This is a genomic window from Hymenobacter lucidus, assembly GCF_020447265.1.
In the GTDB taxonomy this organism is placed as follows: Bacteria; Bacteroidota; Bacteroidia; order Cytophagales; family Hymenobacteraceae; genus Hymenobacter; species Hymenobacter lucidus.
Genome location: NZ_JAJADR010000013.1, coordinates 82,057 through 96,798, shown reverse-complemented (window position 1 = coordinate 96,798; position 14,742 = coordinate 82,057). Strand labels below are relative to the sequence as shown.

The window sequence follows — 14,742 nt, the reverse complement described above, 5'->3', positions numbered from 1 at the left end:
TACGGCGAGAACGGCTCGTCCCGTTCTGGACGCGAATTCCCTCTATGGAATGGATGAGCTTCCTGTTGCTGCTTCAGCTCCACAAGAAGCTATAGATTCTAAAGCTTCTTCAACTGTAGAAAACACTGGTCAAGAGTGGGTACAATTTAGTACATATCTGCGCAGAAATACATACTTGCGCCTGAAGCAGGCAGAATACTGGGAGCCCGGCTTTGTAGTGCGTCAGCAGATTGAAAAAGTGGTCAGTGAGTTGCTGGACAAGCTCGAAAATGCCAATCGCAGCCTTCCTGATGAGGAGTATCAGAAGCTGCTGCAGAAGAATAAGAAACTCAAGTCCTGATCAGTCTAAAAAGGTATAAAAAGCTGCGTTTCTGTTGCGGAAACGAACTTTTTTAGACTGCTGAGAGCAATTGTATCTGCTACAAAAAAGACGTTTAAAAGAACCAGCTAGTCTTTTTTTTTTAATACTTCTCTTATAAGAGTATTATATGGGCCGTATCTATTTGATTAGTAGACAGTAAAACACCTAATCTGCTACAAAAAAGACGTTTGCTGCTACAAAAAAGACGTAGTTCAGCTACACGAAAGACGTAGTTCAGCTACACGAAAGACGATTTATCAACCCATCTGCTACAAAAAAGACGTTGCTGCGCATGGATGCTACCCCAGAAAAAAGAGTTGCGCAACACAATGCGCTCATTAATGCCCGATTCAGCTTTGTTCCTCTACAAATGCGCCTGTTTGTCGCATTGCTTTCACGAATCGACTTTGATGATGTGGATTTTAAGGAACACTTCATTCCAATGGAAGAGCTTGTATTTGAGCGTCGTGGGGGATCTGCGTATGAGCAAGTGGATGAAATGTGCAAAGGTCTAGCCTCCTTTACACTCTACATCGAAGAACTTGAAGAAAAGACGCGCAAGCGTCGACGCAAGCCCAGCTATACCTACATTCCTCTCATGGCAGAAGCGGGGTATCGTGCTGACTTAGGCGGCGTCGTAGCCAGCTTCAACCCTAAAATTATGCCCTATCTGCTGCAACTCCGGGAGAGTGGCAACTTCACGATGGCAGACATGCAGCAGGTACTCAAGCTGAAGAGTCCCCAATCACTGCGTATCTATTGGCTCTTGAAAGAATATGCTGGCTTCGGACGTCGAACAATCAGCGTGGAAGACCTGCGTTTCGTATTAGGAATTGAAGAAAATGAGTATCCCCGCTTTTCTAATTTTAAGGCTCGTGTCCTCGACAAAGCGCAAAGCGAGATAGCTGACACAGATATCCCGTTTACATATGAACTGGAACGAGAAGGCAAAACGGTCGCTCGGATCAAGTTCCTTTTTCAGCAATTAGCGGCATCTGCTACAAAAAAGACGTTGCCTGGCGCCGCTGAGTGGGCCAGTGCATTAATCCAGATTGGGGTAAGCCAGCGTAGCATAACGACCATCGCCAATCAACTGGAGGAAGGAGAGTATGATGTGGGCTACATTGCGTATGTAGTTCGGATTGTAGAAACGCAATTCCGAAAAGGAAAAATCAAAAAGCCGGCGGGCGCCATCTACAAAGCATTGGTAGAAAAGTATTTACTGGAAGACTATACCCAAGCTACGAAGCCTAGAGGAAGCCAAAGAAAGGAAATCACGTCACACCAGGAAGAGTCAACTGTTTTAGCTTTTAGAGTAAGCGAAGTACGGGAGATATATGATAACCCAGGGCCTTTCGCACAACGTCAGAAGCGAGCCACTACATTTGAAGAGCATATTCGACAAGTGTATTTAAGCGATGGTTTCCTACTTGAACATCGGGATGGTGACGACTGGTTGGTAAAGAAAGAAAAGTCCTTATAGAACCGTAAAGGGTACCAGGGCCGACTAGCCATCAGTGGCCTCCTGACCACCCACTCTGCGGTGAATTAGTAGCCAAAATGCCAGCGCATTCGGAAAATCAGGAGGGCCTGGATACTTTTGGCCTGCAGGTGCACGCGTAGAGCAGGTTAGCTGCCCGCTACTATACTTCTATTCGGTAGTGTTTCTCGCAGGCTTAGCTCGTCACAGATGGCCCGGAACATGGTATGTTCTCCTGCTTAATCTGCCGAATGCTGGGACACATCCGCTCTGCAAAAGCTGAAATCCGGTACTAAGCGGTGACGGTTTTGCTATTGCCCAAAGGTCCGTATTCAACTATTCCTTGTAAAGTGAAAATACCTTCTAATTTAGGGTGTTGAAAATAAATTTTAACCCTAACCCCACTCGTTGTCATGTCTATCAAACCCGGACCAAAACCGAACAAGCAAGATGGTACACCCGATGAAAGAAGGCGGGTTACGCCAGAAAATCAACCGAAACATCCTGCCTTAAAGCCCCACGAGCATAAGAAAGGCAAATGATAGAAGCACAGCAACAAGCCATCTGAGTCCGTTGCGCCTAAAGTTGGACGATATTTCTTCTCTGGGCACTACACAAGAACCCTCGCCCCACCTTTCAAAAGGTTGGAGCGAGGGTTCTTGGCTTTTGGCATATTCGCCAGTGGCTGCGTTTTCTGGAGGATACTGTGTAGGTTCCCTTCGTATAAAGATAGATTAGGAAGTAACACTACCAACTAGAATAACCCGCAGATCGGCTGGGATGGGTATAAGCTACTCAACTGGTAGTGCAAAGCCACTTGCTTCAACTACCTATGCACGCCTTCAGCGAAGGTAACGGTCATACCCTGCAGGCCACCTTCGCCGAAATAGCTTACTGGGTTGGCTATTATCTCTATTTTAACGGCATGACAACCTTAACCCACCTAGGACCAGGGCATCATGAGCCTACATGGGGCCGGGCATAAAGACCGGTGTCTGCAGGCCCTACGCAATTTGTTTGCCCGCATTACCACACTGCTGCCCGGACCTACTGCCAAAGCAGATCGCCACCCAGCCAGGTCCACTCGCTGACGAAGAGACTTTTGCCCGCCGTACGGTACATAGAGTAGATACCAGAGTAGGTTGCCGCGGCGGCAAGGTAAAACAGGCTGTTTATATTTTAGCGTTTGCTTAAATACGAAAATGGTACCTTTGTTGAAATGACAACCACGACTGCTTCCTCCTGCGTCCGGGTGTTTGCCGACACCGCCCACATTGAACAGTGTCAACAGCGCCTGCTGGCCGTAGAGCCAAGTTTGGCCGCGCTGGCAGCGGTGCTGAGTCTGGCTGGCAACGAAGTACGCCTCAAGATCCTGTTTCTGTTGGCACAGGAGCAGCAACTGTGCGTCTGCGACTTGGCTGACGTGCTGCAGATGAATGTGTCGGCCGTTTCCCAGCACCTGCGCAAGCTCAAGGACGGCGGCGTGGTGCAGGCGCTAAAGGTGGGCCAGACCGTGTTTTATACTCCTACCACCGCCCTGCGCCCCATAGTAGAGCCATTGCTGGCGTCTGTTTCCACCCCACTCACGACTGCTACCCTATGAGCCGACCTGCTTCCACGCCGAAACCTGGCTCTCTAGCCGGCACCGGCCTGCTGGTCGCCCTAACGGCCTCGTTGTGCTGTATTACGCCCTTGCTAGTTATTGTTGGAGGGCTGGGTGGCGTAGCGTCCACTTTCGCTTGGCTGGAACCGCTGCGGCCTTACCTAATGGCCCTCACCGTAAGCGTGCTGGGCTTCGCCTGGTACCAACAACTCCAGCCTGCTATCGCAGCAGCTGATGACTGCGGCTGCTCCGTGCCAGCCAAACCCTCGCTGGTGCAGTCACGGGGCTTTCTGACCACGGTCACAGCACTGGCCGCGCTGCTGCTGACATTTCCCTACTATGGGTCGCAACTCTACCCACCGGCAGCTACCAAACCACTGACGGCCGCCAGTGTGGCTCCGGTGTGGCTTACCAATTCTTACCGACTTGGGGGCATGACGTGTGAGGCCTGCGCCCGCCACGTCGAGCACGATGTGCAACAACTTCCGGGCGTGCAGAGCGTGCAGGTTTCCTACGAGCAGGGCACAGCCCAGGTCCGCTTTGATGCCGCCGTCACGCCCGTGGCCCAGGTGGAAGCAGCTATCAACGGCACTGGCTACACGGTGTTGAACCCTTCCGCTACCCGCTAATGTCCCTTGCTATGATTCCGATAACGCCTCCCAGCCCCCAGCCCGCCGTTACGCTGACTTCCGTGCTTACCTGCCCGGTGTGCCAGCACACGCAGGCCGAGCAGATGCCCACCGATGCCTGCCAGTACTTCTACGAGTGCACGAGTTGCCACACACTGCTTAAACCTTTGGCCGGTGACTGCTGCGTGTACTGCTCGTATGGCACGGTGCCCTGTCCACCCATTCAGGAGCAGGGCAAAGGTGCCTGTGGCTGCTGCTAACCTTCCACTTATCATTTCTACTCTTTATTCTCTCGTTACATGAAAAACCTCCTGCTGGCCCTGACTCTGCTGGCTACCATCGGCACCGCGTCGGCCACCGACGGTAAACCCGGCAAAAAGAATAAAAAAGCAACAAAGGAAGCCGCTCCGCAATGCTCCAAGGACGAGAAGCCCGTTGCCAGCTGCTGCGCTAAGAAAATCAGCACGGCCGCGGTGGTGACGTCGGCCCCTATCGAGGCCGTGAAGAAGTAGATTAACTATCTAACTACTAGCGAGTAATGACTTTGTGTCTACGCAAAACGCCCAGCTTTCAAAGCTGGGCGTTTTTCTTGTACTCCACATTAAGGTAGGCAAAGGCATTGCATTAAGCCGACGTGGCCACGCTCTTGCCCCCGTACCAGCGGCGTCGAAACCAAAAGGCAAGGTTCACCAATGCAATCAGCGCCGGCACTTCAATCAGCGGGCCGATGACGCCGGCGAAAGCTTGGCCGGAATTCAGACCGAACACGCCGATGGCCACGGCAATAGCCAGCTCGAAGTTGTTGCCCGTGGCGGTGAAGGCAATAGAGGCATTTTCGGCATAGTTGGCCCCCAACCACTTGCCGGCCGCAAAGCTGAGCACGAACATGACACCAAAGTAAATAGCCAATGGTAGGGCGATGCGCAGCACGTCGAGCGGTACGTGCACGATGGTTTCGCCCTTGAGACTGAACATGACCACGATGGTGAGCAGTAGCGCCACCAGCGTAATCGGGCTGATGGCCGGTAGGAATACCTGCTCGTACCACGCGTCGCCTTTCAGGCGGCGCAGCACCAGACGTGAGAGAAAACCTGCCGCAAAGGGAATGCCCAGGTACACCAGCACGCTTTGGGCAATGTCCCTAATGCCAATGTTTACCGCGTAGCCCTTCAGCCCAAAATAGGGCGGCAGCACGGTGATGAATAGCCAAGCCAGCACCGAGTAAAATAGCACCTGGAAAATGGAGTTGAGCGCCACCAGGCCCGCCGCGTACTCGCGGCTGCCGTCGGCCAGGTCATTCCAGACCAGTACCATGGCAATGCAGCGGGCAATGCCGATGAGGATCAGGCCCATCATGTACTCCGGCTTGTCGGGCAACAGCCAAATGGCCAGAAAGAACATCAGCAATGGCCCTAGAATCCAGTTTAAAAACAGGGACAGACCGATGATACGCGTGTTTTTGAAGACGTTGGGCAACTCCTCATACTTCACCTTCGCCAGTGGTGGGTACATCATCAGAATCAGGCCCAGAGCCAGCGGTACGTTGACCGTGCCTACCGAGAAGTAGTTCACCGCATCATTAATACCGGGTACGAAATAGCCCAGGGCGACGCCCAGCACCATGGCCAGGAAGATCCACAGGGTCAGGCCCCGGTCCAAGCCGGAGAGTTTCTTTTCCGCCAGGGTGGCCGGCGCCGGGGCAGCCGGTAGCGGTTGAGGGAGGGTCGTCATCGAGAGGAATAGAGGAATACGTTATGCGACGCCCACGGTCGGGCTGCGCCGCTCCAGCTGCACCGTATTGCGCCATAGGCCGTGGTGCTGACCAATTCGTTCCCGGTAGCCGATGATGCGGAACCCTGCTTGGGTGTGCAGGCCAATGCTGGCGGCGTTTTCGGCGAAGGTGCCGGCCTGTAGCGTCCAGATGCCGTGGGCTTCCGAGTCCGCAATTAGAGCCTGCAGCAGCTGCCGGCCCACGCCCTGGCCCCGTGCTTCGGCCGCAATGTACACGCTGATTTCGGCCACCCCGCCATACACGCAGCGGCTCGACACGGGCGAAAGGGCTGCCCAGCCCAGCACCGTGCCAGCGTCATTGACGGCTACCAGGCGGCTGTGGCCCAGGTGGGCGTTGTCCCAGGCCTCCCAGGCCGGGGCCTGCGTTTCAAAGGTAGCGTTACCGGTGGCTATGCCGGCTTCGTAAATGGCCTTTACGGCTGGCCAGTGGGCTTCCGTGAGGGGTAGGATGGTCATCTGGATGGTGCTTAATAGGCCTTGCGGAGCATGTCCGCGTATTCGTTGGGCAGCGGTGAAGCCTCGACGGCCTGTGCTGCTTTCTCCACGTCGTATTCCACCCGCACCAGCTCGGAACACACGCTCTTGGGGTCGGTCAGCGTAGTATGCTCATCCAGGTGCAGCAGCTGGTAGGCCGCGCGTGGGTCGCCGTCCTTGGGCTTGCCCACCGAACCAATATTGAGGGCGTGCCGGTACCGGGTTTCACCTTCGTGCTCGTAGGCCAAGGTGCGGTGGTAGGGCTTGTGGGTGTGGCCAAAGAGCAGAATGTCGGCGCTGGCATCCTGGAGCACGCGCAGGAAGCTGGCCTCGGGCCGGTCCTCAAACAGGTATTCATTGATTTTGCGGGGCGAGCCGTGCACCATGAGCAGGCTTAGCGTGCAGGGCTCTTCTTGAAACTCCAAGCGCATGTGCTTGGGTAGGTAACGCAGGTAGCGTCGCTCCTCGTCGCCCACGACGTGGTTGGTGTAGGCAATGCTTTGCGCGCCCAGGTCCTTTTCCGTATCGGTTTTATAAGCGCAGCCGCAGTTGCTGCTGGCCAAGCCAATGCCCTGGTCGTAGTTGCCGGCTAGCGTGGGGATGCCCCGCCGCCGCACCTCATTTACTACTTCGTTGGGCCAGGGCGCATAGCCCACCAGGTCGCCCAGGCAGAAAATCATGTCTGGCCGGCGCTGCTCCATATCGGCCAGCACTGCTTCCAGGGCCGGCAGGTTGCCGTGCACGTCAGAGAAAAAGGCAATTGTCATCCGAAAGAGAAATAAGGGAGAAGTCAGGAAAGCAAAACGGCGCCACCCGGCAGGGATAGCGCCGTTGCTAAGCTTAGCAGCAACCGCCGCCGGGAGTGCAACCCGCTACCTGCAGCTGGGGCAGGGCAAACGACTGGGCGTCCGGAATGCCGCAGGCGTCCTGGGCCAAGCAGGCCGTCTGCTTTTGGGTCAGCACGAAGTCGTTGCCGTCGCGCGTGAGGCCGAATTTGCCGATGGTGGCCTGCTGGTATTCCACTTCAATGTCCAGGTCTTCGCGGCCCAGGATGCGCTGGGACAACTCCAGGATGTGCAGGAATTTCTGCGGCGCCAGGCGGTGGTCGTAGTCGCCGGCTTCCCAGAGCTGGAAGTTAGCCACGGTTTCTTGGCGCTCCACACCGCCGCAGTCGATGAAATGCTTGCTCACGAGGCCCACTTCGGTCACATGGAAGTGTGCGGGGAGGTACTCGCCCGAGGGCAGGCGGAAATTAACGGCTTCTACCTCGGCCAGGGCCTGCTTGATTTCAGAGATTTTCATGGCGTTGTTTGGGTAAATGAGGAAGTAAAAAGTTGAGTGGACTTAGCAGGCGCAGGCATCTTCCGGCCCGCAGGCCGCTCCGGCAGTGGCCTCGACAAAGAAGGCCGTGAATTGCTGGTGCACCCGGTGGAGTAGCTCGGTATTGAGGCAGTAGCAGACGGTGAGCCCGTCAATTTCGCCGCGAATCAAATCCAGGGCTTTCAGCTCCTGCAGGTGTTGCGAAACCGTGGTGCGCGACAGCGGCAGCTCGGCGGCGATGTCGCCGGAAATGCAGGTTTGCTTGCTGGCCAGAAACTGGATGATGGCCACGCGGGCCGGGTGCGCCAGGGCTTTGGCCACGCGGGCCAGCTGCTGTTGCTCCTGCGTAAAAGCGGCGGTTTTGGCGTAAGTCATCGGGAAGAACGTGAAGTATGTGGCAAATATACGACATAATAGGACGCATGTTTACGTCATACAGTTTTTTTTACTCGCGATGGGATACTGGCCTAGTAAGGTTTGTCGGGAGCCTTGCTTTAAAAGCCGGCCTGACAGCGCCTTCTAGCGGAGAGGATGCGCCGTTACGGCTGCCACCGGATGATAAAATTCTTTAGCGGGTTCTTCTTGATAATGGTGGCCAGTTGGCCGTTGGCGTAGCGGTATTCGTCTTCCCGCCCGGCGCGGCGGGCCTGGTAGATGCTACTGGATGTAGGGCTAAGCATAAAATAGTCGCCAAAATATTCGCCGTAAGCCTGCGCCTGCCCGCTGGGTGCCCCGAAGAACATATCGGTTACCGTGTAGCGGATGGGCTCGGGCAGCGTGCCGCGGTAGAAATGCTTGTACTGGTTGGCCACGATGTCGTAATGGTCCCCTTTCCATTCGGTGCGCGAAGCAAAGTCCCCTTGATTCGTGTGCGCTTCCACCGTGGAGAGCAGCAGCTGGCCGCTGCGCACGAGGTTGACGACCTTGTAATACACATTCAGGTGATACAGCAGAAAGTTGACCTGCACGTCGCTGACCAGCGTGTAGCGGACCTCGGTAGCGCTTAGGGGGTGGCGGGTAGCCGTCATGGTGCCTACGCGCAGCCCGGCTACCTCGATGGCATAGCGGCGTACCTCGGCCGGGGCCGGGTGTTGGGCCCATGCCGGAGCCGGCGGCGGGAAACTGCTCCCAAACAAAGCGACGGCGGTTAACCAACAGGGGTGCATACCAGGTAGCAAAACACCCGGCGGCAGCAGGCCTACCGGGCGTTGGGTGACAGAAAGTGAGGAGCCGCTATTGCCCTATTGTACCGGTTGGGGAAGGACATGTACAGGGGCGCCGGCCGCTTATTGCTGGTTCAGGCTCCAGTTGTAGTCGAGGTAACTCACTTTCGCGTTGGCGTTCATCTTGGTCGCGGCGTATGTATTAACCCACTTGGCCACCGATTGCCCATTCTTGTTCCAGTCGCCTTTATACCAATCGAAGTATTTGGAAAGCTGAGCACTTGCCTGGCCCACCTTGTTTTTGGCCGGGTCACGCAGAAAGTCGCGCCCCTGCTCGTCGAGTTGCCGATCCAGCTTGTCGGCCGTGAAGGCTTCGTTACGCAGGCGCGGGCAGGACAGGGAGGCGCACACCAGGGCAAAGTGAATGCGCGGGTCATCGTACTTCTTGCGCAAGGTGCCATGCTCAATATCGTCGAGGCTCATCTTCTGGCCGCCGATGCTGAAAAATTCGGCTGCCCAGGGCGTAGTCACGAAGGGGATCTTGATTTTGGAGCCGATGTCCTTGATGCTCTTGACCGGGTAGTGGTTCAGAATAAGCCGGATGGTGTAGGCGTTGTAGGCATTTATCCAGTAGGCCATCTGCTCGGGCTTGCTCCAACTGGTGGCCGGGGGATTCTTGCTCAGTCGATCCAGGTACTGGTTCAGCGCCTGCTGGTCCGTTTTCCAGGCCGCATAGTTGACGAGCCCTTGCTCGTTGACGTACTTCTTCAGCAGCTGGTCGTAGGCCGCGTGGTCGACGGCGGCCGCTGGGACGGTCCGCAAGGGGCCGGGCGTGGGAGCGACGAACGCCACGAGCGCGGCGCCCACGGCACCCAGGAGCAACACGACCAGGAAGATTTTGCGCATAGGAAAAAGAGACTATTGAGCCCGCATATACGGCAAGCGGCTGCGGAGAAGATTGACGCTCGGTAAATCTTCCGCCCCCCGCTAGTGCGTAGAGTATAAACACCCTGCCCGCCGCATGTTCCTGGTCACCTCGCTGCTTAGTCTTTCCTGTTGGTTGACTCCCCCGGATACCGTGCTTAAGCGCGTGGCGGTATTTCCGCTGCCGCTGGTCTACTACACGCCCGAAACCCGGCTGGCCTACGGGGCGGCGGCCACCGCGACGGTGCGCTTTCGCCGTGACGCGGGCGACACCACCGCCCGGCCCTCGCAGCTCACCTCCGGTGTGGCCTACACCCAGAACCGGCAGCTGCTGGTGTATCTACCCTTCCAGGTGTTCTATGGCCACAACCGTTACTACGCCTACGGCGAAGCCGGCTACTACCGCTACAGCTACTTCTTCTTTGGGGTGGGGGAGCGGGAAGTACCGCAGGAGCTCTACGAGGTTAATTTCCCCCGTATCCGCCTGAATGCCTTCCGGCGCATCGTGCCGGGCTGGGGGCGCGGCACGCTCTACGCCGGCCTGCGCTACCAGGTCGAAGACTACGACGTGACCCGCACCGAGCTCAACGGCCTGCTGGGCAGCGGCGCCGTGCCGGGCGGCCGCGGCAGCCGGCTGACGGGCGGCGGGCTGGGCCTGTTTTATGACGCCCGCGACCGGGTGTTCTTTCCCACCCGGGGCGTGGTGGCTGATGTGGCCTACTGGCACCGCAACCGCGCTGCTTCGCCCATGGGCACCACGCGCTTCAGTCGCCTCTCGGCCGATGTGTCGTCCTACCACCGCCTGGTCCCGCGCGTGGTGCTGGCCATGAACTACTTCGTGAGCTACACGGCGGGCACCGCGCCCTTCAACGCCCTCTCGCTGCTGGGCGGCACCAAGCGCCTGCGTGGTTACTACGAGGGCCGCTACCGCGACCAGCACGCGGCCGTGCTGCAAACGGAGCTACGCCTGCCGGTGTACCGGCGGCTGGGCGCGGTGGTGTTTGGCGGAGTGGGCGCGCTGGGCGACGAGGCGCGCGTGCTGCGCCTGGACGCGCCGAAAGCCGCGTACGGCGCCGGCCTGCGCTTCACCGTGAACCGCCGCGACCACCTGAACCTGCGGCTCGATTACGGCTTGGGCCGGCGCTCCAGTGGCTTGTACATCACCATCGGCGAAGCTTTTTAACGCATTTTTACATCTCGACCATTTCCCTGACCATTCCCTTGCCGTATGCTGCTGAGCGTTATCATCCCCACCTATAACGAAGCCGACAACATCGGGCGCCTGGTAGAGGAGCTGCGTCGCCACGATCCAAGCTACACCGTGGAAGTTATCGTGGTCGACGCCGGGAGCAAAGATGGCACGGTAGAGGCCGCCCAGCGCGCCGGTGCCACGGTGCTGCTGTCGCCTAAACCTGGGCGGGCGGGCCAGATGAATTATGGCGCCCGCCACGCTACGGGCGACATTCTGTACTTCGTGCACGCCGACGTGGGTATTCACCCCGGCTATATTACCACCGTGCGCCGGGCCGTGCGCGACGGCTACCCGGCCGGCTGCTACCGGTTCCGCTTCGACTCCTCCCACCCCCTGCTGCGCCTGAACAGCTACGGCACCCGCTTCGCGGGCATCATGAGCCGCGGGGGCGACCAGACGCTGTTCATCACCCGCGCCTTGTTCGACGAGCTCGGCGGCTTCGATGAGCACTACTGCATCATGGAGGATTTTGACATCATCCGCCGCATCCGGCGGCGGGCCCGCTTTCTGATTGTGCCCCACGACGTGGTCGTGTCGGCCCGCAAGTACGAAACCAACTCGTGGCTGCGCGTGCAGCTGGCCAACCTGACGGCCTTTTCCATGTTCTTTCTCAAGGTGTCGCCCCCGCGCATTGCCCGCACCTATAAGGCCTTGCTCAACTACCGCTGATGCAAGGGCCCGTGCTGGTGACCGGTGCCGGCGGCTTTCTGGGCCGCCACCTCGTGCTGGAGCTCCTGCAGCGGGGCCATTCGGTGCGGGCGCTGGTGCGGCCTGGCAGGGCACCAGCTTCTTTTCCCCTACCGCCCCTGTCCTCACTGGGCGTCGACGTTCGTATGGGCGACCTCTGCGAGCCGGCGTCGCTGTTCGGCCTGGCCCAGGGCTGCGCGGCCATCATCCACGCGGCGGCCCGGGCCGAGGTGAACCCCGCCCGCAACCCGGCCGTGTGGGCCGTAAACGACGGGGGCACCGAAACCATCCTGCGGCTGGCCCGGCAGGCAGGTGTTCAACGGTTTGTATACGTGGGCACGGCCAACGTTTTCGGCTTCGGCAGCCGTCTGCAGCCCGGCGATGAAACCCGTCCCTACGCCGGGCAGCGCTACGGCCTGGATTACATGGACAGCAAGCGGGCCGCCACCAACCGGGTACTGCAGGCCGTGGCCGAATGGCAGCTGCCAGCCGTGCTGGTGCATCCCACCTTCATGCTGGGACCGGGCGACGCCAAGCCGACCTCCAACGCCCTACTGCTGGAGTTGTACCGCGGCAAGCTGCCGGGCTACCCGCCTGGCGGCAAGAACTATGTGCACGTGCGCGACGTGGCCGTGGCCACCGTCAACGCGCTGAGCATGGGCAGAATCGGTGAGTCCTACATTCTGGGCAATAAAAACCTCAGCTACCGGGAAGCATTTGCGCTGATGGCGCGTCAAATGGGCGTGCGCCCGCCGGTCTGGCCGGTACCGGCACCGCTGGCCCGGCTTTACGGCGCGGCCTGCGACGTGCAGGCGCGCCTGACGGGTCACCCAGCGCGGCTCAACGCGTCGATGGTAGCCGTGGCCGGCGACGGCCACTACTTTAACGTGCACAAAGCCCGCACGGAGCTGGGCTTGCCGCAGACAGAGCTCGAAAAGGCCATTTCCGAAGCGTTTCACTGGTTTAAAGCCCATCACTATGTTTGATGCCTCCCCGCAGCCTCCCATCGTCGCTGCCGAGGCGGCGCCCGCAGCTTCCAGAGCGGCGCGGCAGCTCCTGCCGCCGGGTACCGGGCCGTTTGTCGGCAAAGTCGCCGTGGTAACGGGCTCCGAATCGGGCATTGGGCGGGAAACGGCCCGCGCGCTGTGCCAGCAGGGGGCGGCCGTGGTCCTCAACGGCCGCCAGCCGGAGCGCCTGGAGCAAACCCGCCTGGACTTCGCGGCGGCCGGGTTTGCCGTAGCCAGCTGCGTGGCCGACGTGACAGACTACGCCGCGTGTGAGCAGCTGGTGGCCACGGCTATCCAAGCCTTCGGGCAGTTGGACATTCTGGTGACGAACGCCAGCATTTCGCAGCGGGCCTACTTTGCCGATATGCAGCCGGAGGTGTTCCGCCAGGTGCTCGACAGCAATGTCTACGGGACTGTGTACCCGCTGAAAGCCGCGCTGCCGTACCTGACCCGGACGCGGGGCAGCGTGACGTTTATTTCCTCTATCTCGGCCCTGAACGGTATGCCCAGCGGCTCGGCCTACTGCGCGGGCAAAGCGGCCGTGGCTAACCTGGCCCACACGCTGCGGCTGGAGCTGGCCCACACCGGCATTCACTTCGGCGTGGTGCACATCGGCTTCACCCAGAACGACCCGGAGAAACGGGTTCTTAGTGCCACGGGGGAGCCCGTACCCATTGCCCACCGCCCCCCGCGTTGGCAGAAAAGCCAGGCCGAAGTTGCTGCTCTCATTCTGGGCCATATCCGTCGGCGCCGGTCACGCACTGTCCTCTCGGCCCTGGGCAAGCTTATCGTGCTGGTGCACACCTACCTGCCCCGTCTGGGGGACTGGATTGTGCTGACGACCACCCGCCGCCTGCGGCATTTCTACGAATAACCCCGATGGGCTAATCCGGGCCGGGGCGCAATCCCGTACGTCTGGCGCACGCGCTGGCATCCACTGCTTCTCCTTCCGATGAAATCACTTAAGGCCACGGGCCACCAACTGGCCGACTCGTCCTTTCAACTCACGGTGCTGCGCCAGGAGGTAGCCGAGACGCTGCACCTGCCCCTGTTCCACGAAAAGCTGCAGAGCGCTGGGCTGTTCCCGCTCCGGCCGGTGGCCCCGGCCGTGCTGCAAATCAACGTGGGCAAGATGTGCAACCAGGTCTGTAAGCACTGCCACGTCGATGCCAGCCCCGACCGCAAGGAAATCATGACCCGCGAGACGATGCAGCTGTGCCTGGACGCGCTGGCCCAGACCGATATTCTGACAGTGGACCTGACCGGCGGGGCCCCGGAGATGAACCCGGATTTTCGCTGGTTTGTCGAGCAGCTCCACGCATTGGGGCGCAAGGTGCTGGTGCGCTGCAACCTGACCATCATCGTGGCCAACAAGAAGTATTACGACTTGCCCGAATTTTTTAAACGGCACGGGGTGGAAGTGGTCAGCTCTCTGCCCTTCTACAACGCCAAGACGACGGACCGCCAGCGCGGCGACGGGGTATTTGAGGATTCTATCCGGGCGCTGAAGATGCTCAACGCCGTCGGCTACGGCCAGCCCGGCTCCGGGCTGACGCTGAACCTAGTCTACAACCCCAACGGTGCCTTTCTGCCCGGCGCGCAGAAAGGCCTGCAGGATCAGTTTAAGCGCGCCCTGGGCAAGGACTTCGGCATCGTATTCAATGAGCTGTTTGCCATTACCAACCTTCCCGTGAGCCGCTATCTGGACTTTCTCATCGAGTCGGGCAACTACGCGGGCTACATGGAAAAGCTGGTGGGTGCCTTCAATCCCGTGGCGGCAGCCGGGGTGATGTGCCGCAACACGATTTCCGTGAGTTGGGACGGCTACCTCTACGACTGTGACTTCAACCAGATGCTGGAGTTGCGCGTGGCCAGCTCCGTGCAGCACATCCGCGATTTTGATGCCACCACCCTGGCTGGGCGGGCCGTGGTAGTGAACCAGCATTGCTACGGTTGCACTGCCGGCAGCGGCTCCAGCTGCGGGGGAACTACCGCTTGATGCCCTTTTATGGCTTTGACATTTGGGGCGCTGCCGATACCCAGGAATCACG

At 58.9% G+C, this 14,742-nt stretch carries 18 protein-coding genes; 11 read left to right on the top strand and 7 right to left on the bottom strand.

Features of this window, described 5'->3' with window-relative positions:
• The 6 genes from LGH74_RS23705 to LGH74_RS23680 all read left to right on the top strand — a co-directional run.
• A partial coding sequence (locus tag LGH74_RS23705; RefSeq protein WP_226180466.1) for a hypothetical protein occupies positions 1 to 340 on the top strand: 340 nt, incomplete at its 5' end.
• 313 nt (positions 341 to 653) lie between these two features.
• Positions 654 to 1,844, top strand: a complete 1,191-nt coding sequence (locus tag LGH74_RS23700; RefSeq protein WP_226180464.1) for a replication initiation protein — start codon at positions 654 to 656, stop codon at positions 1,842 to 1,844.
• A 1,216-nt stretch (positions 1,845 to 3,060) separates the two neighbouring features.
• A complete protein-coding gene (locus tag LGH74_RS23695) occupies positions 3,061 to 3,444 on the top strand; it encodes an ArsR/SmtB family transcription factor (protein ID WP_226180462.1) in 384 nt (127 codons plus the stop codon).
• Complete coding sequence (merTP, locus tag LGH74_RS23690; protein WP_226180460.1) at positions 3,441 to 4,073, top strand: mercuric transport protein MerTP; 633 nt, start codon at positions 3,441 to 3,443, stop codon at positions 4,071 to 4,073. The genes LGH74_RS23695 and merTP overlap by 4 nt, the downstream gene beginning before the upstream one ends.
• Positions 4,073 to 4,333, top strand: a complete 261-nt coding sequence (locus LGH74_RS23685) for a GDCCVxC domain-containing (seleno)protein (RefSeq protein ID WP_226180458.1) — start codon at positions 4,073 to 4,075, stop codon at positions 4,331 to 4,333. Before merTP ends, LGH74_RS23685 begins: the two co-directional genes overlap by 1 nt.
• 39 nt (positions 4,334 to 4,372) lie before the next feature.
• A complete protein-coding gene (locus LGH74_RS23680) occupies positions 4,373 to 4,585 on the top strand; it encodes a hypothetical protein (RefSeq protein WP_226180456.1) in 213 nt (70 codons plus the stop codon).
• Between the two features lie 112 nt (positions 4,586 to 4,697).
• Here the strand turns inward: LGH74_RS23680 and arsB are convergent, their stop codons facing one another.
• From arsB to LGH74_RS23645, 7 genes are all read right to left on the bottom strand, one after another.
• Complete coding sequence (gene arsB / locus LGH74_RS23675) at positions 4,698 to 5,804, bottom strand: ACR3 family arsenite efflux transporter (RefSeq protein WP_226180454.1); 1,107 nt, start codon at positions 5,802 to 5,804, stop codon at positions 4,698 to 4,700.
• Between the two features lie 21 nt (positions 5,805 to 5,825).
• Positions 5,826 to 6,320, bottom strand: coding sequence for a GNAT family N-acetyltransferase (locus tag LGH74_RS23670; protein WP_226180452.1), 495 nt, complete (start codon positions 6,318 to 6,320; stop codon positions 5,826 to 5,828).
• An 11-nt stretch (positions 6,321 to 6,331) separates the two neighbouring features.
• Positions 6,332 to 7,105: a metallophosphoesterase family protein gene (locus LGH74_RS23665; RefSeq protein ID WP_226180450.1), complete on the bottom strand. Its 774-nt coding sequence runs from the start codon at positions 7,103 to 7,105 to the stop codon at positions 6,332 to 6,334.
• A gap of 73 nt (positions 7,106 to 7,178) precedes the next feature.
• Complete coding sequence (locus LGH74_RS23660; protein ID WP_226180448.1) at positions 7,179 to 7,640, bottom strand: DUF6428 family protein; 462 nt, start codon at positions 7,638 to 7,640, stop codon at positions 7,179 to 7,181.
• 42 nt (positions 7,641 to 7,682) lie between these two features.
• A complete protein-coding gene (locus LGH74_RS23655) occupies positions 7,683 to 8,033 on the bottom strand; it encodes an ArsR/SmtB family transcription factor (protein WP_226180446.1) in 351 nt (116 codons plus the stop codon).
• A gap of 164 nt (positions 8,034 to 8,197) precedes the next feature.
• Positions 8,198 to 8,794 carry a DUF6134 family protein gene (locus LGH74_RS23650; protein ID WP_226180444.1) on the bottom strand — a complete coding sequence of 199 codons (597 nt, stop codon included), beginning with the start codon at positions 8,792 to 8,794 and terminating at the stop codon, positions 8,198 to 8,200.
• A 150-nt stretch (positions 8,795 to 8,944) separates the two neighbouring features.
• Positions 8,945 to 9,727 (bottom strand): DUF547 domain-containing protein, encoded by a 783-nt coding sequence (locus LGH74_RS23645; RefSeq protein WP_226180442.1) that lies wholly within the window; start codon positions 9,725 to 9,727, stop codon positions 8,945 to 8,947.
• A gap of 154 nt (positions 9,728 to 9,881) precedes the next feature.
• On the opposite strand from LGH74_RS23645, the gene LGH74_RS23640 reads away from it, so the two are divergent.
• From LGH74_RS23640 to arsS, 5 genes are all read left to right on the top strand, one after another.
• Positions 9,882 to 10,928 (top strand): BamA/TamA family outer membrane protein, encoded by a 1,047-nt coding sequence (locus tag LGH74_RS23640; RefSeq protein WP_226180440.1) that lies wholly within the window; start codon positions 9,882 to 9,884, stop codon positions 10,926 to 10,928.
• Between the two features lie 45 nt (positions 10,929 to 10,973).
• Complete coding sequence (locus LGH74_RS23635; protein WP_226180438.1) at positions 10,974 to 11,666, top strand: TIGR04283 family arsenosugar biosynthesis glycosyltransferase; 693 nt, start codon at positions 10,974 to 10,976, stop codon at positions 11,664 to 11,666.
• A complete protein-coding gene (locus LGH74_RS23630) occupies positions 11,666 to 12,670 on the top strand; it encodes an NAD-dependent epimerase/dehydratase family protein (RefSeq protein ID WP_226180436.1) in 1,005 nt (334 codons plus the stop codon). The genes LGH74_RS23635 and LGH74_RS23630 overlap by 1 nt, the downstream gene beginning before the upstream one ends.
• Positions 12,663 to 13,565: an SDR family oxidoreductase gene (locus LGH74_RS23625; protein ID WP_226180434.1), complete on the top strand. Its 903-nt coding sequence runs from the start codon at positions 12,663 to 12,665 to the stop codon at positions 13,563 to 13,565. The genes LGH74_RS23630 and LGH74_RS23625 overlap by 8 nt, the downstream gene beginning before the upstream one ends.
• A 78-nt stretch (positions 13,566 to 13,643) precedes the next feature.
• A complete protein-coding gene (gene arsS, locus LGH74_RS23620) occupies positions 13,644 to 14,690 on the top strand; it encodes an arsenosugar biosynthesis radical SAM (seleno)protein ArsS (protein WP_226180432.1) in 1,047 nt (348 codons plus the stop codon).
• The last annotated feature ends 52 nt before the right edge of the window (positions 14,691 to 14,742 follow it).

Bases quoted from the DNA above. Each gene is read 5' to 3' on its own strand.
- LGH74_RS23700 (WP_226180464.1), top strand. From the start codon at position 654: ATGGATGCTACCCCAGAAAAAAGAGTTGCGCAACACAATGCGCTCATT.
- LGH74_RS23695 (WP_226180462.1), top strand. From the start codon at position 3,061: ATGACAACCACGACTGCTTCCTCCTGCGTCCGGGTGTTTGCCGACACC.
- merTP (WP_226180460.1), top strand. From the start codon at position 3,441: ATGAGCCGACCTGCTTCCACGCCGAAACCTGGCTCTCTAGCCGGCACC.
- LGH74_RS23685 (WP_226180458.1), top strand. From the start codon at position 4,073: ATGTCCCTTGCTATGATTCCGATAACGCCTCCCAGCCCCCAGCCCGCC.
- LGH74_RS23680 (WP_226180456.1), top strand. From the start codon at position 4,373: ATGAAAAACCTCCTGCTGGCCCTGACTCTGCTGGCTACCATCGGCACC.
- arsB (WP_226180454.1), bottom strand. From the start codon at position 5,804: ATGACGACCCTCCCTCAACCGCTACCGGCTGCCCCGGCGCCGGCCACC.
- LGH74_RS23670 (WP_226180452.1), bottom strand. From the start codon at position 6,320: ATGACCATCCTACCCCTCACGGAAGCCCACTGGCCAGCCGTAAAGGCC.
- LGH74_RS23665 (WP_226180450.1), bottom strand. From the start codon at position 7,105: ATGACAATTGCCTTTTTCTCTGACGTGCACGGCAACCTGCCGGCCCTG.
- LGH74_RS23660 (WP_226180448.1), bottom strand. From the start codon at position 7,640: ATGAAAATCTCTGAAATCAAGCAGGCCCTGGCCGAGGTAGAAGCCGTT.
- LGH74_RS23655 (WP_226180446.1), bottom strand. From the start codon at position 8,033: ATGACTTACGCCAAAACCGCCGCTTTTACGCAGGAGCAACAGCAGCTG.
- LGH74_RS23645 (WP_226180442.1), bottom strand. From the start codon at position 9,727: ATGCGCAAAATCTTCCTGGTCGTGTTGCTCCTGGGTGCCGTGGGCGCC.
- LGH74_RS23635 (WP_226180438.1), top strand. From the start codon at position 10,974: ATGCTGCTGAGCGTTATCATCCCCACCTATAACGAAGCCGACAACATC.
- LGH74_RS23630 (WP_226180436.1), top strand. From the start codon at position 11,666: ATGCAAGGGCCCGTGCTGGTGACCGGTGCCGGCGGCTTTCTGGGCCGC.
- LGH74_RS23625 (WP_226180434.1), top strand. From the start codon at position 12,663: ATGTTTGATGCCTCCCCGCAGCCTCCCATCGTCGCTGCCGAGGCGGCG.
- arsS (WP_226180432.1), top strand. From the start codon at position 13,644: ATGAAATCACTTAAGGCCACGGGCCACCAACTGGCCGACTCGTCCTTT.